Origin of the sequence: Haloplanus ruber (assembly GCF_024494725.1) — an archaeon.
Lineage (GTDB): Archaea > Halobacteriota > Halobacteria > Halobacteriales > Haloferacaceae > Haloplanus > Haloplanus ruber.
Genome location: NZ_JANHDK010000001.1, coordinates 150,566 through 170,903, shown reverse-complemented (window position 1 = coordinate 170,903; position 20,338 = coordinate 150,566). Strand labels below are relative to the sequence as shown.

23 protein-coding genes are annotated in these 20,338 nt (G+C 66.9%); 11 read left to right on the top strand and 12 right to left on the bottom strand.

What is annotated here, in order from left to right; all coding sequences use genetic code 11:
• The first annotated feature begins 55 nt into the window (after window positions 1-55).
• Complete coding sequence (locus tag NO878_RS00845) at window positions 56-808, top strand: FAD-dependent oxidoreductase (protein ID WP_256404070.1); 753 nt, start codon at window positions 56-58, stop codon at window positions 806-808.
• 16 nt (window positions 809-824) lie between these two features.
• Here the strand turns inward: NO878_RS00845 and NO878_RS00840 are convergent, their stop codons facing one another.
• Window positions 825-1,256 carry an RNA-binding protein gene (locus tag NO878_RS00840; RefSeq protein ID WP_256404069.1) on the bottom strand — a complete coding sequence of 144 codons (432 nt, stop codon included), beginning with the start codon at window positions 1,254-1,256 and terminating at the stop codon, window positions 825-827.
• Between the two features lie 17 nt (window positions 1,257-1,273).
• A complete protein-coding gene (locus NO878_RS00835) occupies window positions 1,274-1,459 on the bottom strand; it encodes a DUF1918 domain-containing protein (RefSeq protein ID WP_157691005.1) in 186 nt (61 codons plus the stop codon).
• A 103-nt stretch (window positions 1,460-1,562) separates the two neighbouring features.
• Between NO878_RS00835 and NO878_RS00830 the strand changes: the two genes are divergently transcribed.
• From NO878_RS00830 to NO878_RS00815, 4 genes are read left to right on the top strand one after another with little or no spacing between them, the layout of a single operon-like run.
• Window positions 1,563-2,207 carry a DsbA family protein gene (locus tag NO878_RS00830; RefSeq protein WP_256404068.1) on the top strand — a complete coding sequence of 215 codons (645 nt, stop codon included), beginning with the start codon at window positions 1,563-1,565 and terminating at the stop codon, window positions 2,205-2,207.
• Window positions 2,208-2,260: 53 nt separating this feature from the next.
• Window positions 2,261-2,818: a TlpA family protein disulfide reductase gene (locus NO878_RS00825; protein WP_256404067.1), complete on the top strand. Its 558-nt coding sequence runs from the start codon at window positions 2,261-2,263 to the stop codon at window positions 2,816-2,818.
• Window positions 2,815-3,480: a cytochrome c biogenesis protein CcdA gene (locus NO878_RS00820; RefSeq protein WP_256404066.1), complete on the top strand. Its 666-nt coding sequence runs from the start codon at window positions 2,815-2,817 to the stop codon at window positions 3,478-3,480. The genes NO878_RS00825 and NO878_RS00820 overlap by 4 nt, the downstream gene beginning before the upstream one ends.
• A gap of 46 nt (window positions 3,481-3,526) precedes the next feature.
• A complete protein-coding gene (locus NO878_RS00815) occupies window positions 3,527-4,201 on the top strand; it encodes an SCO family protein (protein ID WP_256404065.1) in 675 nt (224 codons plus the stop codon).
• Here the strand turns inward: NO878_RS00815 and NO878_RS00810 are convergent.
• The 3 genes from NO878_RS00810 to NO878_RS00800 form a co-directional block, all read right to left on the bottom strand.
• Window positions 4,198-5,172, bottom strand: coding sequence for an aldo/keto reductase (locus NO878_RS00810; RefSeq protein WP_256404064.1), 975 nt, complete (start codon window positions 5,170-5,172; stop codon window positions 4,198-4,200). The genes NO878_RS00815 and NO878_RS00810 overlap by 4 nt on opposite strands.
• Window positions 5,173-5,284: 112 nt before the next feature.
• Entirely contained in the window at window positions 5,285-5,920 is a 636-nt protein-coding gene (locus NO878_RS00805; RefSeq protein WP_256404063.1) for an IS6 family transposase, read from the bottom strand.
• Window positions 5,872-6,327, bottom strand: a complete 456-nt coding sequence (locus NO878_RS00800) for a hypothetical protein (RefSeq protein ID WP_256404062.1) — start codon at window positions 6,325-6,327, stop codon at window positions 5,872-5,874. The genes NO878_RS00805 and NO878_RS00800 overlap by 49 nt, the downstream gene beginning before the upstream one ends.
• A 198-nt stretch (window positions 6,328-6,525) precedes the next feature.
• Between NO878_RS00800 and aglJ the strand changes: the two genes are divergently transcribed.
• The 6 genes from aglJ (at window position 6,526) to NO878_RS00770 (ending at window position 13,507) form a co-directional block, all read left to right on the top strand.
• Window positions 6,526-7,443 (top strand): S-layer glycoprotein N-glycosyltransferase AglJ, encoded by a 918-nt coding sequence (gene aglJ, locus NO878_RS00795; RefSeq protein WP_379823702.1) that lies wholly within the window; start codon window positions 6,526-6,528, stop codon window positions 7,441-7,443.
• 54 nt (window positions 7,444-7,497) lie between these two features.
• Complete coding sequence (locus NO878_RS00790) at window positions 7,498-8,100, top strand: winged helix-turn-helix transcriptional regulator (protein WP_256404060.1); 603 nt, start codon at window positions 7,498-7,500, stop codon at window positions 8,098-8,100.
• 144 nt (window positions 8,101-8,244) lie between these two features.
• A complete protein-coding gene (gene purD / locus NO878_RS00785; protein ID WP_256404059.1) occupies window positions 8,245-9,558 on the top strand; it encodes a phosphoribosylamine--glycine ligase in 1,314 nt (437 codons plus the stop codon).
• Between the two features lie 88 nt (window positions 9,559-9,646).
• Window positions 9,647-10,456, top strand: coding sequence for a diadenylate cyclase (gene dacZ / locus NO878_RS00780; protein ID WP_256404058.1), 810 nt, complete (start codon window positions 9,647-9,649; stop codon window positions 10,454-10,456).
• A gap of 1 nt (window position 10,457) precedes the next feature.
• A complete protein-coding gene (locus NO878_RS00775; RefSeq protein ID WP_256404057.1) occupies window positions 10,458-11,240 on the top strand; it encodes a mechanosensitive ion channel domain-containing protein in 783 nt (260 codons plus the stop codon).
• 77 nt (window positions 11,241-11,317) lie between these two features.
• A complete protein-coding gene (locus NO878_RS00770; protein ID WP_256404056.1) occupies window positions 11,318-13,507 on the top strand; it encodes a hybrid sensor histidine kinase/response regulator in 2,190 nt (729 codons plus the stop codon).
• A 6-nt stretch (window positions 13,508-13,513) separates the two neighbouring features.
• On the opposite strand, the gene NO878_RS00765 is transcribed toward NO878_RS00770, so the two are convergent.
• From NO878_RS00765 to NO878_RS00735, 7 genes are all read right to left on the bottom strand, one after another.
• Window positions 13,514-14,053: an acyltransferase gene (locus tag NO878_RS00765; RefSeq protein WP_256404055.1), complete on the bottom strand. Its 540-nt coding sequence runs from the start codon at window positions 14,051-14,053 to the stop codon at window positions 13,514-13,516.
• Window positions 14,054-14,107: 54 nt separating this feature from the next.
• The gene (locus NO878_RS00760; protein ID WP_256404054.1) at window positions 14,108-14,281 is read right to left on the bottom strand and encodes a hypothetical protein; all 174 of its coding nucleotides are present in this window, start codon (window positions 14,279-14,281) and stop codon (window positions 14,108-14,110) included.
• Window positions 14,282-15,961 carry a tRNA uridine(34) 5-carboxymethylaminomethyl modification radical SAM/GNAT enzyme Elp3 gene (locus tag NO878_RS00755; RefSeq protein ID WP_256404053.1) on the bottom strand — a complete coding sequence of 560 codons (1,680 nt, stop codon included), beginning with the start codon at window positions 15,959-15,961 and terminating at the stop codon, window positions 14,282-14,284. It lies immediately after the preceding gene.
• A gap of 61 nt (window positions 15,962-16,022) precedes the next feature.
• Window positions 16,023-18,068, bottom strand: coding sequence for a DHH family phosphoesterase (locus tag NO878_RS00750; protein WP_256404052.1), 2,046 nt, complete (start codon window positions 18,066-18,068; stop codon window positions 16,023-16,025).
• 53 nt (window positions 18,069-18,121) lie between these two features.
• Window positions 18,122-18,715 carry a YIP1 family protein gene (locus NO878_RS00745; protein WP_256404051.1) on the bottom strand — a complete coding sequence of 198 codons (594 nt, stop codon included), beginning with the start codon at window positions 18,713-18,715 and terminating at the stop codon, window positions 18,122-18,124.
• Window positions 18,716-18,754: 39 nt separating this feature from the next.
• A complete protein-coding gene (locus NO878_RS00740; RefSeq protein WP_256404050.1) occupies window positions 18,755-19,321 on the bottom strand; it encodes an NADPH-dependent FMN reductase in 567 nt (188 codons plus the stop codon).
• A 42-nt stretch (window positions 19,322-19,363) separates the two neighbouring features.
• Window positions 19,364-20,146 (bottom strand): beta-ketoacyl-ACP reductase, encoded by a 783-nt coding sequence (locus tag NO878_RS00735; protein ID WP_256404049.1) that lies wholly within the window; start codon window positions 20,144-20,146, stop codon window positions 19,364-19,366.
• Window positions 20,147-20,338 lie beyond the last annotated feature (192 nt).

Genomic DNA, 20,338 nt, shown 5'->3' with positions numbered 1-20,338 from the left:
TCGACGCCGACACCGGAACGTTCATCGCCGCCGAGCGACCGATGCGGGTACGACGATGACCACGAACACGGCGGACGGATCGGCTGACTGCGACGTCCTCGTCGTCGGCGGCGGCGTCGCCGGCCTCTCGGCGGCCACCTTCACCGCGCGACACGGGTTCGACACGCTCGTCGTCGATGCGGGCGACTCCATCCTGCGGCGGAACGCCCACGTCGAGAACATGCCGGGGTTCCCGGCCGGCGTCAACGCACGACGCTTGCTGGAGTTGATGAGCGAGGGGGCCACGGCGGCCGGTTGCGAGCGCCGCCGAGGGCGGGTCACGCGCGTCGAAGTCATCGACGGCGGCTTCGACGTCGAAACCGAGGACGGCGACCGTTTTCGCACCCCCTACGTCGTCGCCGCGAGCAAAAACGAGACGGGCTACCTCGAGGGGGTCGACGGCGTCGGTATCGTCGACCGCGGCAAGACGTTCGTCGACACCGACGAGCGGGGTCGTACCGGCGTCGACGGGCTGTACGCAACCGGACGATTGGCCGAGAAACCCCATCAGGCGGTCGTCTGTGCCGGTCACGGCGCCGAGGTGGCGGTGACGCTCCTCGAGGACGACGACCGGCCCTTCTACCACGACTGGGTCGCTCCCGAGGGCTACTTCACCGACCGGGGTCGAGACGTTCCGCCGGGATGCGAGGAAATCGACGCGGACGAACGCCGACAGCGCGAGGCGGACTCCCTCGAGACGATGCGGTCGCGGTTCGACGACCACCATCCGGACGATCAGCCCACCCATCCGAGCCTCCGGGAGGACTGACCACGCCGCCGCCTGCTCAGTCGCGGGCGGCTTCGAACGCCTCTCGGGCGTTCTCGACGGCCGATTCACGGTTTGCCGGGTAGGCTTCGACCTTGCCACGGAGGGTGATGCCGTCGCCCTGGCGCACGTCACCGCCGAAGGCGGCCTGTTTGTCCAGTGTGAGGTACAGCGAGCAGTCCTCGGAGACTCGGTCGTCGAGTTCGTCGAGGAAGGCGTCGTACTCGGGGAGTGAGACCAGTCGGTCGAGAACGTGGCGCACCTCGTCGGCGGTTTCCAGACGGGTCGAGAGGACGACGATCCGGTCACCGTGGTGGCCCGTCGTCACCTGGCGGTCCAACTCCGTGTCCTCGGGAAGATAGGTTCGGAGCGCGCTCTCGACGCGTTTCTCGTCCTCGGTGGCGTAGGAGAACGCGCGAAGGTCGACGTAGTGAAAGGGGACGTTCGACATGCAGGGCGGCGTCCGGATTACTCGTCGTCAGCGAGTTCGAGGGCGTCCTCCGGGACGCCGGTCTCCTGTCCGTCCTCGAAGCTGACCGTGTAGGTGGCGTCGCCGAACATCGTCTCCATCACCTGCGTGATCGTCCCCACGTCCCCGTCGTACTCGCTGTGTTTGTCGTGGAGCACGACCGAATCGTCTTTCTCGAAGCTCATGCCACGACCTTCCGCCGGCGCACATTTAAGCGCCGTGATTCCCCCTCCGGCGGCCGTTCGACGGGACCGAGGGGGATAAGGGCCGGTGGTGCAACGCTCCCATATGGCCCACACCAGACGCGAGTACCTCGCCGCGACGGCGGGGCTCGGCGCGGCCGGCCTCACGGCCGGCTGTCTCGGCGGCGGGAGCGGTGGCGGCACGGACGACTGTTCCATCACCGACGAGTCGACCGTCTCAGAGCTGTCGCGGCCGACGCTCGGCGCGGACGACGCGGCCGTAACCGTCGCCGCCTTCGAGGACTTCGCCTGTCCCCACTGTGCGACGTTCAGCCTGAACACGCTCCCCGACATCCGGTCGGCGTACGTCGAGTCCGGCGTCATCAAGTACGAACACTACGACTTCCCCATCCCGGTCGACGAACGCTGGTCGTGGCAGGCCGCGAGTGCCGCCCGCGGCGTCCAGGACGAAACCGACGACGAGACGTTCTTCGAGTACGCCCACGCTCTCTTCGAGAATCAGGACGCCTTCGCCCCACAGCTGATCACCGACCTCGCAGACGATGTCGGGGCACCGGGGTGTGCGATCCAGGGCGACGCGCTGAACGAGACCTATCGGCCCATCGTCGAAGCCGACCGACAGGCGGGAATCGATGCCGGCGTGCAGGGGACGCCCACCGTGTTCGTCGCCGGGCGAGCGGTCGAGCCTACCTACGACGCCATCGCGACTGCCATCGAGGCCGAGCGGTAGGCTTCGACGGACACACCACGACACACTTGTCGGTCCGGGACGAAGCGCCGCCGATGAGCGACGAGAACGAGCGGTCGCTCGGCCGCCGACATCTTTTAGCGGGCCTCGCGGGCACCGGCCTCCTCGGTGCCGGCCTCGTCGGCGCGGGCGTCACCGACGTCGGCCTCGGCGGGGGGACGAACAGTCGGCTCCCGGTCGACGTGACGACACTTGACGCACCGGGGTCGACCGCCGGGACCCGGCAGGTGCCCGCCGACGGAACGCCCACCGTCATCGACTGCTTTGCGACCTGGTGTGGCCCCTGCGTCGAGCAGATGGACGCGCTCGGGACGGTACACGACCGTTACGCCGACCGGGTCGCGTTCGTGTCGGTCACGAACGAACGACTCGGCGGCGGACTCACCCGGTCGGACCTCCGGTCGTGGTGGCGCGACCACGACGGCCGGTGGACACTCGGCCACGACCCGGCGGGCGACCTCTTGGCGGCGCTCGGGGCCAGCGGCCTACCGTTCCTGGCCGTGACCGACGGGACAGGAGACGTCGTCTGGACACACGGGGGTGTCGCGTCTGTCGAGACGCTCGACAGCCAGGTCGCGGCGGCGCTGCGATGATCGCCGTGGACGCCGGCTTCGTCGGCACGCTCACCTTCGCCGTCGGCGCCGGCCTCGCCACCTTCTTTGCCCCCTGTGCCTACCCGCTTCTTCCGGGCTACGTCGGCTACACCGTCCGCGAGGACACGGACCTCGGCGAGGCGGTCGTCCGCGGCGTCGCGGCCGCCGCCGGCGCGGTGGTCGTCCTCGTGGCGCTCGGCGGACTCCTCCTCGCTGCCGGCCGCCGTCTCGTCCGTCACCTACCGTTGCTCGAACCGCTGGTTGGTCTCGCGCTCGTCGTCATGGGCGCGCTCCTGTTGACCGGGCGAGCGCCGACGGTCCACCTCCGACTGCCCGCGCGCCGTCGCTCGGTTGCGGGCGCCGCGGTGTTCGGCGGCGGCTACGCCCTCGCGGCCGCCGGCTGTGTCGTCCCCGTCGTGCTCGGCGTGATCACCCAGTCGCTGACGCTCTCTCCCCCGCGGGCGGCGGCGGTCCTCGGGGGGTACGCCGCCGCGACGGCGCTCCCGCTGACCGGCGTGACGCTCCTGTCGGCCGTCGGGAGCGACGCCGTTCGGGCCTGGAGCGACCGGATCGGCACGGTCCACCGACTCGCCGCGGCCGCCATGCTCCTCGCGGGAGTGGCACAGATCGTCGCCTCGCTTCGCTACCTCGGAGTCCTTTAGACGGACAGACCACACGGGCTTTGAGTGTGTACCCCTGGGATACGGTATGGACCGACGTACGTACCTCGGGACGTTCGGTGCGGCTGTCGTCGGCGTCACCGCGGGCTGTCTCGGTGGCGATCCGAACACCGCCCTCGGCGAACCCGACCGTCGGGGTGGCGTCGAGAGCGCCGACCTCGCGTACCCCGCGTGGGGCGAACCGATGCCCGACGTGGCCCTCCCCGACCCGCTGACCGGCGAACGGATCGACCTCGGCAGTCTCGACCGGGCCGCGTTCGTGACGTTCTTCTACTCCAACTGCATGAGCGTCTGCCCGCGGCTCGTCTCGTCGCTTCGCGAGGTGCAGATCCACAGCCTCGACAACGACTACGCCGACGAGGTGGGCTTCTATCCCATCACCTTCGATCCGGAGCGTGACACCGCCGAGCGCCTCCGTGCGTACGGCGAGCAGATGAACGTCGACTACTCGGCCGGCAACTGGCGGTTCCTGCGTCCGGAGAGCCCCGAACGGGCCGAGACGGTCCTCGGCGAGGCGTTCGGATTCCGGTTCCAGCGAACGCACCCCGAAGACATGGAGAAATACATGTTCAACCACATCGGGCTGGTCCTTCTGGTGAACGCCGACGGCTACGTCGAACGCGCCTACCGCGGCCAGGAGGGGCGAGAACAGCGGTACATCGAGGACCTGGAGACGGTGCGGACCGGCGGCGGATTCCTCTAGTCGTGCCCCGAGACGGGGACCGGCTCGTAGGGTTCTTCCAGATACTCGATGTCGCTGTCGCTCAGGTCGATGTCGAGGGCCTCGACGGCATCCTCCAGATGTTCGACCGAGGTGGTCCCCACGATGGGGGCGTCGACGGCGTCCTTGTGTAACACCCACGAGAGTGCAATCTGTGCCATCTTCACGCCCCGTTCCTCGGCGAGTTGCCGGACGCGTTCGTTGACCGCTCTCCCGCCGCCCTCGCGGTAGGGGTGTTCGTAGAGGCGCTCCTCGCTCGCCCCGCGGGTGGTCGCGTCGACGTCCTCGTCCGGCCGGGTGAGGTAGCCACGCGCCAGCGGCGACCACGGAATGACACCGATCCCCTCCTTTCGACAGAAGGGCAACATTTCGCGTTCCTCCTCGCGGTAGGCGAGGTTGTAGTGGTTCTGCATGGTGGCAAAGCGGTCGAGGCCGAGGCTATCGCTCGTGTGAAGCGCGTCCGCCAACTGGTGGGCCCACATCGAACTCGCGCCGAGATAGCGGATCTGCCCCCGTCGCACCGCGTCGTCGAGGGCGCGAAGTGTCTCCTCGATCGGTGTCTCGTCGTCCCAGCGGTGGATCTGGTAGAGATCGACCGTATCCATCCCCAAGCGGTCCAGCGAGTTCGACAGTTCCTGTTCGATGGCCTTCCGCGACAGGCCGCCGGAGTTGGGGTCGTCCTCGTTCATCGGGAAGTAGCCCTTCGTGGCGACGACTTGTTCCTCGCGGCGGCCCTCTAGGGCCTTTCCCAGGACCCGCTCCGACTCGCCGTTCGAGTACATGTTGGCGGTGTCGAAGAAGTTGATCCCGAGTTCGATGGCGCGGTCGACGAGTTCGATCCCCTCCTCCTCGTCCAGCACCCAGTCGCGCCAGTCGCTCGTGCCGATGCTCATACAGCCGAGGCAGATGCGGGATACCTCCACGCCGGTCGAGCCGAGGGTTGTGTACTCCATGGTCCGCTCTCGTCGCGGCTCGACAAAAAGCCACGGCGCGGTGGTCGACCGGACCGCCGACCGCGACTGGGCCGACGCCGTGCGGACAGTCAGCGGTGCGGGCGGGTAGTGTTCAGATTAGCCGATTCCATGCGAAGGCGAACGCTTGTAACCAATTTTCAGCGGTACTCGGTTCCACGTGGCTGAATGTATTTGAGAACTGGTGGGTTCGACGTTTTAGTTCTCGAAAGGCACGTTCGACGGCATTCCGATTCCCATGTGTAACATGCTGGAATCGGAGTCTGAAGCGGTGGCAGGCTGCCTGCAACCACGGTGCGCCATCGATGAGAAAGATCGCGTCGTCAACGAGATGTTTCTCACGAAGTTCAGAGAGGTACATCTCGCTTACCGCCTGTTTTCTCGTCGAATAGAGCCGTATATGGAGCAGGCGGTTGGTGTCGGGATCGACCGCGGTGTACAGCCAATATCGCTCGTCATTGAGTTGGATCACGGTTTCGTCGACCGCAACGTGATCCGGGTCGGCACCATCTGTGGGCTGTAAATCGGCCTTCTGCACCCAGTTGTGAACAGTAGAGCGACAGCGCTCGACACCCAAACGATCAAGAATTGAGATGGTATTCGAAAGTGATAGTCCAGCCAAGTGGAGTCGAATACCGAGCTTCATCGCTGGCTCGGGTGTCGACTCTCGCTCCACAAATCCTAACTCGAAGCGGTCGCTACCACCGATGAGGCGGGCGATTTCTTCCATGAACCGGTCGAAATTCGCTCCGCCTTATCCCTGATCCTTATCTGAACACCGCCCCTCAGCATCCTCTTGTCAGGAATGCGTGGACGAACAGCCAAGATGTACAGCGTGAGTAGGAGCACTAACACGGAGGCGAGTGCAAGTCCGTAGACCATTCCTGCGACACCAAGCCTGAAGACTAGTACCAGAAGTAGCTGTAATGGAATCGTAAGGATTGACCGGAACATATCAAGCACAACTGCAGTCCCGAAGTCCCCGATACCAGAGACCATTTCCTGGAACAGCCTGAAGAGTGCCACACTGGCAAATACGATTGCGACGTAGAACCATCCATTCTCAACGTCAAAATAGTCTACGTGCGGTTCAAGTATGATAATACCGGACGCTATCGACCTGCTGATCCAGAGCAATCACACCATTGACGCCATCCGGGTGGACTGCTGGCGGGTCAACATCGGGACTCAGGAAGGACTGGAACGAAGCGGAGCGACGGCTCAACGGATCGGACGGAGAGGAAAGAAGAGACACAAACAGAGACGGACATTTCGGGACAGCGGCGGATCACGAGCCGTCTCGATGGAACGATTTTTTACACCCCCCGGAGAGTCATGACTGTGTCCGCTTTCGATGACGTCACCGTCCTCGTCCCGACGCTCAACGAGGCCGCGACCATCGGCGACGTGGTGACTGACTTCCGGGCCGCGGGGTTCGATGACGTACTCGTCGTCGACGGGGGATCGACCGACGACACCCGCGAGGTGGCCCGCGAGGCCGGTGCTCGCGTGGTGACACAGTCCGGATCGGGAAAGGGACAGGCGGTTCGGGAGGCGGTCGCTAAACACGTCGACGCGCCGAACGTTCTCATGCTCGACGGCGACGGCACCTACCGCGCCGAGGACGCCGACGCGATGCTCGACCCCCTCCGTTCGGGCGCGGCCGACCACGTCATCGGGAACCGCTTTGCCGACATGCGCTCGGGGGCGATGACGGCGCTCAACCGCCTCGGCAACCGCCTCATCAACGGCGCCTTCGGCGTCATTCACGGCGAGTCCTTCGGCGACATCCTCTCTGGCTATCGTGCCTTCACCCGAGCGTCCTTCGAGCGGATGCACCTCACCGCCGACGGGTTCGGCATCGAGACGGAGATGGCAGTCGAGTGTGCGAAACGCGAAATCCCGACGACGGTGGTGCCGATCACCTACCTCCCGCGTCCCTCGGGGTCGAACACCAACCTCCACCCCGTTCGTGACGGCGGCATCATCATCCTCGAACTGTACCGCCGGGCCAAGACCAACAACCCGCTGTTTTACTTCGGGAGCATCGGTGCGGCGTCGACCATCGTGGGTGGGATGGTCGCCGCGTACGTCGGGGTCGAATGGGTCACGCGCCAGGTCTCCCACGAAGTGCTTGCCGTTGTCGCCGCCTTCGCCATCCTCGTCGGTGTGCAGTTACTGATGTTCGGGGTGCTCGCGGATCTGATCCTCTCCTTGCACCGCGAGCGACTGCGCGAGGACGGCACAGAGTGATGGGGGTCTTTCGGCGGGAGAAGGTACAAACCGGCTGCCGCCCGTTGCCCCTGTATGCGTGACCTCGACGAGACGGACTTAGAGATTCTTCAGTCCCTGATGGACGACGCCCGGACACCGTGGGCGGAGATTGCCGAAACGGTCGATCTCTCGCCGCCCGCGGTGTCTGATCGCGTCGACCGCCTGCAGGAGACCGGCGTGATTCGTCGATTCACCGTCGACGTCGACCGCTCGAAGCTCCGGGAGGGGGTGCCGGTGCTGGTACGGATCGAGATGCCAGCGGCGGCCGTCGACGACACGCGGGCGACGTTACGGGAGGCCGAAGCGGTCGAACACCTGTTTACGACCGCCGAGCGCGACCTGATCTGTTATGCCCGCGTTCCCGACGGGAACGTCCCCCGGTGGCTCGACGCGACGCTGACCGAGGGGACCGTCGACGATTACACCGTGACACTCCTGACCGACGGGGAGTGGACGCCGACGGTCGGCGGCACCGGCTTTGCCCTCTCGTGTGCCGAGTGTGGCAACACGGTGACAAGTGAGGGGACGACCGCCCGGATCGGCGGCGACCGCCACCAGTTCTGTTGTCCGTCCTGCGAGCGTCGGTTCGCGGAGCGATACGAGCGATTCGACGAGGAGGTCGACGACGCGGCGTAGTCGACCCGTCGACGAGGCTGTGGGCCTTCGGGCCGGGCGGTGCCGGCCGGGGGTGGCGGTCCGGGTGGGTGGCGTCACTACGTCGACGGAGGGTGAGCGCCACGAAGGGCAACGTTTAGGCCGCTTCCACGGGGTGACTCACGCATGTCAGAGACAGTGCTCCTCGTCGGCGGCGGGGGACGTGAACACGCTATCGCCCGCGCCGTCGCGCCGGACTGTGATCTCTATGCCTGTGCGAGCAACCGCAACCCTGGCATTGCCGACCTAGCGACGGAGACTCGGTCCATCGACGAAACCGACGCCGATGCCATCGTCGACTTCGCGACGGACGTCGACGCCACACTCGCGGTGATTGGCCCCGAGTCCGCTCTCGCGGCAGGCGTCGCCGACGCCCTCGATAGCGCCGGCGTCTACGCCTTCGGTCCGGGCGCCGAGGCGGCACGGATCGAGACGGATAAGGCCTATCAGCGGCGGTTCATGCGGGACAACGGCGTGCCGGGCTGTCCCGACTTCGAGACGTTCGAGGACATGGAGGCAGCCGGCGAGTACATCGACGACTACGACGGCGACCTGGCGGTCAAGCCTGCCGGCCTCACCGGCGGCAAGGGCGTCCGCGTCACCGGTGATCAGGTGACGAAAGCCGAGGCCAAGGCCTACCTCCGGGACGCCGACTACGACCGCGTCGTGCTGGAAGAGCGACTGGTCGGCGAGGAGTTCACGGTTCAGGGGTTCGTCGCGAACGGCGACCTCAGGGTCACGCCCGCGGTCCAGGACCACAAGCGCGCCTACGAGGGCGACGAGGGGCCGAACACGGGCGGGATGGGGAGTTACAGCGACAGCAGCCCGACGCTGCCGTTCATGGACGCGGACGATTACGAGGCGGCGGTCGACGTCCTCCGGGCGACGGTCGACGCCCTCCCCGACTACAAGGGCGTCCTCTACGGGCAGTTCATGCTCACCGCCGACGGCGTCCGCGTCGTGGAGTTCAACGCCCGCTTTGGCGACCCCGAGGCGATGAACACCCTGCCGGTCATGGAGACACCGTTCCTCGACGTGCTGGTGGCCGCACGCGAGGGCAACCCCCTTCCGGACCTCGAATTCTCGTCGCGGGCGACGGTGTGTAAGTACGCCGTCCCCGCGGGCTATCCGGCCGACCCCGAGGCTGGCGCCCGGATCACGGTCGACGAGGAGAGCGCCGCGAGTGCGGCGGCCGAACACGGCACCGACGCCGGCGAGGCGCTGCTCTTCTACGCGAGCGTCGACGCCCAGGCGGACGGCCTCTATACCACCACCTCGCGGGCGTTCGCCGTCGTCGGCGTCGATGGAACGATCACCGACGCGGAGACCATCGCCGACGCGGCGCTGTCGGGCGGCGACGGGCTACGAGTGCGTGAGGACATCGGCAAGCCCTCGCTCGTCCAACGGCGGATCGACCACGTCGAGCGACTGCGGGAGTGAGCGTCAGCGAGACGACGAACCGAGAAGCGCATGACGGACGTGTGACGGTCTGCAAACCTTTATTTCGCCACGTCTCGTCGTTCCGTCAATGGCGACGTTACGGGATTCGTTGGGTAGCCTCGTGGCGGATGTCGACGGTCTGTTCCTGTTTTCCCCGTCGGCGTCCGTCTACGAGCGGTTCGACGACAGTGGGGTGACGCGGGTGGTGATCGCCGCCGAGAACGGCGTCGAGGCCGATGCATTCGTCGAACTGCCGCTCGGGTTCGAGAACGTCCGTGACCGGATCAAATTCGGGGTCGAGGGGGCAATGGAGCGAGGGTTCGTCGCGGAGGGCGACATGGTCGTCTGTTCGCTGTCGATGTTCGGCGACGACGCCGACTCGCTGGTTCGGGTGCGGGTGGACGAGTCGATGCGCTCGGGAATCTACGACCTCTTCATCGACTCGCGGGCCGAACCGGGCGTCGTCCGCGACGTCTTCGAGGTGGCTATCGACCTCGGAAAGAAAGGACAGAAAGGCAAGCCGGTCGGGGCGCTGTTCGTCGTCGGGGACGCGGGCAAGGTGATGAACAAGTCCCGGCCGCTCTCTTACAACCCCTTCGAGAAGAGTCACGTCCACGTTGGCGACCCCATCGTGAACGTGATGCTCAAGGAATTCTCACGGCTGGACGGCGCCTTCGTCGTCTCCGACTCGGGCAAAATCGTCTCGGCGTACCGCTATCTGGAACCGTCCGCCGAGGGCGTCGACATCCCGAAGGGACTCGGGGCACGACATATGGCCGGCGGAGCGATCACCCGAGACACCAACGCCATCGCTATCGTCCTCTCGGAGTCCGACGGGATGGTCCGTGCGTTCAAGGGCGGCGACCTGATTCTGGAGATCGATCCGGAGGAGTACTGAGATGCAAGGCGGTACGGTTCGGGCAGTGTTGTCGGCGGTCCCCCTTCGGTTCTGGCTGGCCGTGACGACGCTCGCTCTCGGCGTCGTCTTCGGCTGGATGGTCCGGATCATCACCGGGCGCCTCCTCCGACGGGCGGGCGTCCCCAGCGCCACCGAGGGCACCACCTTCGAGCGGACCGCCCGCGAGTTCGGCACCTCGACGGTGGCGATTCTGGCGGTCATCGCCGGCTACTTCATCTTCGGTATCGCGGTCTTCGCCGCCATCGCCGTCGCCGAAATCGAGTACGTCGCCCAGTTCTGGAACGCCGTCGCGGGCTTTCTCCCGCAACTGTTCCTCGCGGTGATCGTCGTTATCGTCGGCGTCGTCCTCGGCGATAAGGTGGAGTTGGTGGTCTCCGAGCGGTTCCGCGGGGTGAAGCTCCCGCAGGCGAACGTGCTCCCGCTGGTGGCGAAATACAGCGTGTTCTATCTCGCAGCGCTGATCGCTCTCGGGCAGGTTGGCGTCGCCACCGGCGCCCTGATCGTCCTGCTTGCCGCCTACGTCTTCGCGCTCGTCTTTCTCGGCGGTCTCGCGTTCAGGCAGTTGCTCTCGGCCGGTGCGGTCGGCGCGTACCTCCTCTTACACCAGCCCTACACAATCGGCGACGAGATCCAAGTGGGGGAGATCCGAGGCATCGTCCAAGAGATGGATCTCTTCGTCACACACGTCGAGGCTGACGACGAGGAGTATATCCTGCCGAACAGTAGAGTGTTCGCCGATGGCTTCGCACGGGTTCGGTCCTGACGACATCGGGGTGCCGAATCGTCCCAACTGACCGTCAGCCGCGGAATCGTTTTGTCGATTCGACAGCATGGGTAGACATGACCGCGGCGACCCACGTTCTCTACGTGGACGACGATCCGGAGTTCGTCGAGACGACGACGGCGTGTCTCGAACGCGAGGCCGACGGACTGGTCGTGGATAGCGCGGCCGGCCCCGAGGCAGCCCTCGACCGTCTCGATGGTGGCGACATCGACTGTATCGTCTCGGCCCACGACATGCCCGGGGCGACCGGCATCGAGTTCCTCGATATCGTTCGCGAGCGACACGGCGACCTCCCCTTTATTATATTTGCCGAGCAGGGTGGCGCGTCGGTCGCCGACGAAGCCATCTCTGCGGGGGTGACCGACTATCTCCGACAGGGGACCGGCGCCGAGCAGTACGTCATCCTCGCACACCGCATCTCGAAGGCCGTCTCGGCTCACCGGTCGGCCGCCGACACCGACGCCCGACGCCGCCGCCTCGAACAACTCCTCAAAACCGTCCCGGGCTGTATCGTCCAGTTGAACCCCGAAGGCGAGTTCGTCTTCGCCAACGACCGAGCCGAGGAGGTGCTCGAACTGGAGCGGTCGTCGCTCATCGGGCAGAGGTACGACGACCCGGCGTGGCAGATTCGAAGTCTCGAGGGCGATCCGATTCCCGACGACGAACTCCCCTTCCGCCGGATCCAGGAGTCTGGCGACCCCGTGTACGGATACCGTCACCGGATCGAGTGGCCCGACGGGACCGAGAAGGTCATCCGAGCCAGCGGCGCCCCCGTGTTCGACGACGCGGGCGGCGTCGAGAGCATCGTGTTCTCGCTGGTCGACGAGACTGAGTGGGAGCGACAGCGCCAGACGCTGGCGGACGCGGAACGCCGTCTCGACCTCGCCGCGGAGGTGACGGATACGGGCGTCTGGGAGTGGACGCCGGCGACGGGCGAAGTCGTCTGGAACGAGACCTTAGAGCGCGTGATGGGGCTGGAACCCGGCTCGTTCGAGGGGACGTTCGAGGCCTTCGCCGAGCGAGTGCACCCCGAGGACCTGCCGGAGATGCAAGAGCAGGTCGAAGAGGCGCTGGCGTCGAACGAGCCTTATCACGTCGAGTTTCGGATGCTCCGCGAGGACGGAGACGTACTGTGGGTCGAGGGACGCGGCAAACTCGTCGACGACGGCGGGGAGCGGCGGATGGTCGGGATCCACCACGACATCACCGAGCGCAAGCGCCGGTTGCAGGAACTCGAACGGACCAAAGGCTATCTCGACGGGATCCTCGACAACACCACCGCGCCGATGTTTATGAAAGACCGGGACGGCGAGTACTTGCTCGTCAATCGCGGCTACGAGGAACTGTTCGGGATCACGGAATCGGCGGTGGTCGGCCACACGGACGCCGAGATTCATCCGGAGCGCATGGTCACGGAGGTGCGGCAAAACGACCGGCTGGCCATAGAGCGCGAGGAGACGGTGAACGCCGAGGAAGAAATCGTCGTCGACGGCGAACGACGACACTTCCTGGTGTCGAAAGCGCCGATCTACGTGGCCGAGGATGGGACGGAGACGGACCAGCCGGCGGCCATCTTCGGGGTCGCGAAGGACGTGACCGAACGGGAGCAAACCCGGGAACGGCTCGAACGACAGAACGACCTTCTCGAGGAGTTTGCGAGCGTCGTCAGCCATGACCTCAAAAGCCCGCTGACCGTCGCGGAGGGACGGATCGAACTGGCGGACGCGGAGTGTGATAGCGACCACCTCGACGCCGCCGCCGACGCGATAGCCCGGAGTCGCGAACTCGTCGATAACCTCCTGACACTCGCACGGAGCGGCGAGCGAACGACCGACGTCGAACCGGTCGCCCTCGCGCCGTTGACCCGAGAGTGCTGGGCGACAGTCGAAACGGAGGCCGCGACCCTCGCCGTCGAGACGACACGCACCGTCGAGGCCGACCGGAGTCGACTCCAGCAACTCATCGAGAATCTCGTCACCAACGCGGTCGAACACGCGGGGGCCGACTGTACCGTCACCGTCGGCGACTGCGAGGGCGGATTCTACGTCGCGGACGACGGCCCGGGCGTGCCCGAGGAACAGCGCGAGGACGTCTTCTCGACCGGCTACTCGACGGCATCGTCGAACACCGGCCTCGGTCTCGGAATCGTCTCGCAGGTCGTCGTCGGCCACGGCTGGCGGATCGAACTCGTGGAGAGCGAGGCCGGCGGGGCCAGATTCGAGATCACGGGCGTCGACGGCGTCTGAGCGCGGTCACCCGGTCGTCTCCTCGCCGTCGCCGCCGACCGCACCTTCGACCGGCCGGGCCGGGACGCCTGCGACGGTCGTCCCCGACGGAACGTCTTCGGTCACCAGCGAGTTGGCCGCCACCTTCGCATCCGCGCCCACCTCGATCCCGGGGAGGAGAATCGCCCCCGCCCCGATCATCGCCCGTTCGCCGATCACCACCTCGCCGGTTCGGTACTCGCCCTGTAGGAACTCGTGACAGAGGAGCGTGGCGTCGTAGCCGATGACGGCGTCCGCCCTGATGGTCAGCAGTTCGGGCCAGAACACGTCGGGGGTCGCCTCCAAGCCGACGGCGACGCCGGGGTCGACCGTCGCGCCGAGGCGCCGTAACACCCAGTTTTTCAGTCGTAGGCTCGGGGAAATCCGGATCACCCAGACCGCGAGGTAGTTCACGACGACCCGGAGCGGACCCTTCGCGTCGGTCCAGTGCCACAGCGAGTTTCGCGGCCCGGCCGTCGGGATCCGGTCGAGACGGTCGTGTCGCCGGTCGGCGTCCGAATCGCTCACGGCATTGCTTCGGGTGCCGGTGTCTTGAATCCCGCCACCCGCCTCGCCGGGTCGCTATCCCTCGGCGACTGTCCCGACGAGGAGGTAGGCCGCCGGGAGACAGCCGAGGAGGGTGCCCATCCCGACGACCAGCCAGGCGTAGCGATTCGCCGGGGTGAACGCAAGCGCGATGGCGGTGGGGACCGCCGCCGCCAGCAACGCCCACGACAGCCGTTCGGCCGACGCCATCTATCGGATCGTGGCGTCCCGGCCGAGCGTCTTCGAGACGTACGGACCGTCCTGGTGGTAGCCGAGTTTGTCGCGGTAGTAGCGACGCGCGCCGATGCCGCTGATAACGCTCACCGTCCCGTAGCCGGCCTCGGCGGCGAGTTCCTCGGCGCGTTCGAGGAGGCGACGGCCGTAGCCACGGTGTTGCCAGTCGCCGTCCCCCGTCTCGCGGATGCCCGCCTCGCTCCCGTAGACGTGGAGTTCACGCACGAGAGCGGCATCGTCGAGTTCGGGACGTACCGGGTCGTTCGGGAAGCGCAGGCGACAGAAGCCGATCAGGAGGTCCGCCTCGGGGTCCTCGAAGCTGAGGAAGTGTTCGGTCCCACCGCCGGCCTCGTAGGTCCGCTCTCGGAGCGTCACCCGCTCGGGGTCCGGGTCGGCGTCGTTGTGGCCAACCTCGCGGGCGCGGATGTCCCGGGACGCGATGCCCCGCTCCGCGGCTCGCTGGCTCGCCAACTGACGGAGGTTGGACTTCCAGACGCCGGCGTCGATGTGGTCGGCGGGGATGTCCCGCTGGACCCGCTGAAGGCGGGTGTACTCGGGGATCAGATCCATCACCTCGGCGACGAGGTCCGCGGCCGCGTCGTTGTCGAGGGGGTCGAAGTCGTCGCGACGCCACATGTCGTAGGTCCGGGTGCCGCGGACGACGAGGGTGGGATAGATCTTCAGGTAGTCGGGGCGCCAGCGCGGGTCCGCGAAGAGTTGCCGGAAGTCCTCCAGACACATCTCCTCGGTCATGCCCGGCTGTCCCGGCATCATGTGAAAGCCGACCTTGAATCCGGCGTCGCGAAGGCGCCGATTGGCGTCGATGGAGGCCTGGACGCCGTGCCCGCGATGCATCTCGCGGTTGATCCGCTCGTAGGTGGTCTGGACGCCAACCTCCACCTTCGTGCCTCCGAGCCGGAGCATCCGGTCGATCTGTTCGGGGCCACACCAGTCGGGCTTGGTTTCGAAGGTGGTGCCGATGTTGCGGACGTCGGCCGTCTCGTTTTCGGCGATCACGTCCTCGAGATAGCGGAACTCGGGGTCGTCCTCGGCGAAGCTTCGCCCCTCGGCGGGGTTCGGCGTCGAGTCGGTGTCGTAGTCGTTCAGTGCTTGGAGCGCCCGCTTGACGAACCACTCCTGGTAGTCGTGGCTCCGGGCGGTCATCGTCCCGCCCATCAGGATGAGTTCGACCTTGTCGACGGGGTGGCCAATGTGTCTGAGCTGTTCGAGTCGGAGCCGAACCTGGCCGTACGGGTCGTAATCGTTCTGCTCGCCGCGTGCCGCGGCCGGTTCGTGACCCGTGTAACTCTGGGCACTCCCAAACTCGGAGGCGGGACCACCGGGACAGTAGAGACACTTCCCGTGGGGACACATATGCGGCGAGGTCATGATGGCGACGGGCGAGACGCCGGAGGCGGTGCGGACGGGCTTGCGCCTGACGACCGCCTGCACCTCGTCGCGTCGCTCGTCGGGGGCGTACTGCAGGATGTGCGCGTTTTTGGGCACCTTCGCGGCGCCGTGTTCGGAACAGGCGTCGAGTTTCGCCGACTCGAGGTCGTCGCGGTCGAGGTCACCGTCGAGGATACGCTCGACGAGATCCGCACAGACCCGGTCGAACGCCTCGCTCGGGGCGTCGACACCAACGCTATCGGTCATCGTCTCCGTGTCGTCGGGTCGCAAGGTTAAGCGTATCGTTCGGCCGAACCGAACGGTCGTCTCAGAGCCGGTCGACGGCGGCGTCGACGACAGCGTCGACCGCCGCGTCGCGGCGGCCCGAGAGGAATTCGAGACGGCCGTCACGGACGCTCGCAGCGGCGATGCCCGCGTCGGCTTCGCGGTCGGCGGCGTCGCCGGCGACGCCACGCAGATCCAGGTCGGCGTCGCTCCGCAGGTAGAGTTCGTCCGTCCCGACACCGACGATCAGGCGAGCATCGTCGTCGCGTCGGCGGTGGAGTTCGTCGAGCAGGAGGCTCGTCGGCGGGAAGTCAAAGCGGTGGGTGTAGGCGTCAGTGTCGAGGACATCGACGGTGACGCCGTCGGTCTCACGCCGGTCGAGGTTGGCGGTGGCGGTGTCGACCTCGGTGTCGAGTTTCTGGCGGAACTGCTCGCTGATGTGGCCGGCGAGACCGCCCGCATCGTCGAACAGCAGGTCCGTGATGAGTTCGCGCTTGTCCTCGTAGGACTGGTAGTACGCCTCCAGCGCGATAGCCTCGCGGAGTTCGCGCGTGCGGTCGGCGTCGTAGCCCGCCTCGGTGGCGAGGTCACGGGCGCTCTCGGGAGCGTCTGCCCAGTAGGAGATGGCCGGGAGGTGGCTGACGTCGTCGCGAACCGTGGGGTTGACCGTCGCGGCGAGGGTGGCCGCGAGCGCGCCCGTCGAGAGGTCGGCCGCGGCCGCCCCGGCGAGGCCAGGGTTGACGATGGCGTCACAGTCGTCGGCGACGGCGGCGTCGGCCACCTCGGCGTCGACGACGACCCGTCGGGAGCCGTAGATGCCGAGCAGACCCAGCCCGTCGCTGGACTCGACTGTGCTTCCCGTACCGACCAGCAAGACGAGCGGCAGTTTCTCGTCGTGGCGGTCGCGGTCCTGGAGCATCCGCGTCACGTCGTTGGTGGCGTCGTCCATATCGTAGACGGAGCCTTCCAGCGGCCGCCGCGTGAAGTAGTGATACTCGGCGTCGGCGGCGGCGTGTTCCTCGCGGATCAGCGGGAGGACCGCTCGCTCGATGGCCGCGCCCGCGACGTAGCCGTCCGCCGTGGCGGCGTGTCGGACCACCACGGGACGGGATTCGAGGACGGCCCGACGGATCGTCTCCGCGGCGTCCTGCAGGGACTCGGCCACGGCGTCGACCGCGTCGTGTTCGATCAGGGTGGCCACCTCGTCCGGGCGGGCCTCGGCGGTCAGCGCGTCGGCGAGGCGCTCCTCAACGGCCGCCGCCTCGTCGTCGGTCAGGACCGTGAGTTCCTCGGTCTCGACCTGGAGTTCGTCGTAGCGACGCTCCACCTCACCGTCGAGGCGGACGGCGTTGCCCACCTCGGCGTCGGGGTAGGCACGAACGCCGGCCTCGACGAAGGCCGCACAGTCGACGACGCCGGTGCCGTCACGGATCTCGAACACCGTCGGACCGCTGGTCTGGCGAACACCGACGATTTCGCCTTCGAGACGAACCGTCTCACCGACACGGTCGTCGAGCGACGCGACGTCGACGTGGTCGGGGGTGCCCGTCCCTGCGACGGTCTGGTGACCGTTCGTCTGGGGGGAGGGTTCCGGTTCTGATCCCGACTGTGACGCCGATTCGGCGTCCGACTCAGATCCCGACTCCTGCTCGTGTTCGGCGTCGTCTTCGTCCGTGTCGTCGCTCGGGGTGGGCCGCTTCTTCACCGGGCCGGTGTCCTCGGACTCGTCGGTGGTCGATTCGTCGATGGGGTCGCCGTCGGCGTCGCCGTCGGGGTCGTGAATCCGGGCACCGCGGAACTCGCCGCCGGCCTGTCGTTTCGACCACGCGAGGTCGACGTTGCCGTTGTCGCGGACGTTTTTCACCTGGACGAACACGGTGTCGCCCGGCTCCCAGTCCAGACTTTCGAGCCGGCGGTCCAGTTCGCTCCGGTGGAGCAGCCCGGTCACACCGGGCGAGAGGTCGACGAACACGCCGAAGTCGGCGAAGCCGTCGACCGTACCTTTGTAGTATCGTTCCGAGACGAGTTGGTCCGGCGCGGAGCCGCGGAAATCAAACCAGACGTCCTCTTCGTGGGTGATCCAATCCATTGAGAGGATCGAACAGCCGCAACGTAAAACGATTGTCGAAACGACTCGGCGGCTTAGATGATGTACCAGGCACGCAAGAGGGTGTGGAGCGCGTCGAACCCGCCGAACCCGTAGCCGAAGAGAAGTGCGGCGGGGAGCGCACTCGCGAGGGTCGCTCGGCCGGTGGTGGTGTCGTGGACGACGGCGAGACCGACGACAAGCAACGCCGCACCGTAGAGACAACACGCCGCGGTGAGTTCGGTGACGGGCGCCGCCGCCAGCGGACAGGGCGCCGTCGCGTAGGCGATGACCTGTACCGTCTCGCTCACGCCCGCCCGGTCCCGGACCGTCGCCATCAGCGCGAGGGTCTGGAGCGCCGCCAGCAGGTGAAGGGCCGCCGGCGCGACGAGGATGGCCACGAGGAGGACGACCACGGCGGCCCGGAGCCCGCTGGACACGGGGAAGCGGCCCGGATCGAACAGGGCGAGACCGAGCGCGTACGCCACGGCCATCACGACGGCAAAGACGAGACCGGGCGCCTGATCGCCGGGTGCCACCCCGTGGCTGAAGAATCGCTGGGGGCGAACCAGCACCTCTGCCCACGCGCGGGCGATGCCGCGCGGTCCGCGGTCACGGCCACCGCGGGGGTTCTCGACCCACGTCGTCACGGGCGTGTCTGTGGCGCGGGTCGGCAAAGGGGTTCTGATTCAGCCACCGACGTTCCGGTCACTCTCGAACGTCGATGGATTGGCTTCGATGGTGGCGTACTCGACGATCCGTCGGCCGAGGGTGGCGACCCGCTCGGCCAGCGTGTCGTCGGTCAGTCGACCGTCCGCGAAGGCCGACGACGCCCGCGGGATGGCCGCCTGGTGTGGGAGCACCCACGCGTCGAGGGCGCGACACACCGACCGCAGGTGTTCGAGCGCCGTGATGGGGAAGGCGCCACCCGCGACGCCGAGCAGGCCGACCGTCGTCCCCTCGAACTCGTCGAACCCGCAGTGATCGAGGGCGTTTTTCAGCGCGCCGGAGTACGAGCCGTGATACACGGGCGAGCCGAGCAACACGGCGTCGGCCTCGCGGACCCGACGGGTGAACGCCGCGGCGTCGCCCTGATCGTCGGCATCGGGGTTCAGGATCGGGAGGTCGAAAGCCCGGAGGTCGAGCAGTTCGGTGTCGGCGCCGGTCGCCTCGGCGGCATCGAGCGCACGGTCGAGCGCGAGTCGGGTGTAGCTCTCCGTGCGGAGGCTCCCGGCGACTGCGGCGATGGTGACCATACGCGGGGGTGGACCGCCACGGGCAAAGGTCCCGTGGCCAGGTCACCACTCCAGTCCGCCGTTGACCCCGAGGACCTGTCCGGTCATGTAGTTCGCGTGGTCGCTGGCGAGAAACCGGACCATCCCCACGATATCCTCGGGGTCGGCAAAGCGATCCAGCGGAATCTTCTCGCGGATGTTGTCCTGGACGCGTTCGGGGACCTTCTCCAGCATGTCCGTCTTGACGAAGCCGGGCGCGACGCAGTTGGCCGTCGAGCCGTCGGACGCGAGTTCGAGCGCGAGCGTCCGTGTGAACGCGAACAGGCCGCCCTTCGAGGCGGCGTAGTTCGCCTGCCCGTAGTTCCCCTGCTGGCCGACGACACTGGAGATGTTGATCAGGCGGCCGTGGTCCGCCTCGCGGATGTCCTCGAAGAAGGCCTTGGTGCAGTTGAACGTCCCGCCGAGGTTGACGTCGATCACCGTCTGCCAGTCGTCGTGGGTCATCTCCTCGAACTTCCGGTCGATGGTGATGCCGGCGTTGTTCACGAGGACGTCGACGGAACCGAGTTCGTCGTGGACGTCGGCGGCCATCTGCTCGACGTCGACCGGATCTGAGACGTCACCCTGTGCACACATCGCCGTCTCGCCTGCCGCTTCGATCCGGTCGACGACCGACCGCGCCTCGTCGTCGGAACTCCGATAGTTCACCACTACCTCGCCGCCACACCGCGCGAGTTCGTAAGCGATAGCCCGACCGATGCCCCGGGACGCGCCGGTGACCAGACAGGTTCGCCCGTCGAGGGGACGCGGGTCAAGCGGATCAATCCGTTGAGCCGTTTCGGACATACATTCCCTAATGGATCGTAATGCGTGTTAACTATTCCCGACGGTGAGGGCGGGTGTGGGCGGCCCCCCAGCGATAGGTTTTATTATGCTAGATGACAACACGGCTCTAGTTTGGCCGGTGGAGCGCCGGCCGTCGACCCGTCTGTCGGGAACGGCGGCCCCCGGAGCGCGCCGCCGGTGTGAGGGTCGATA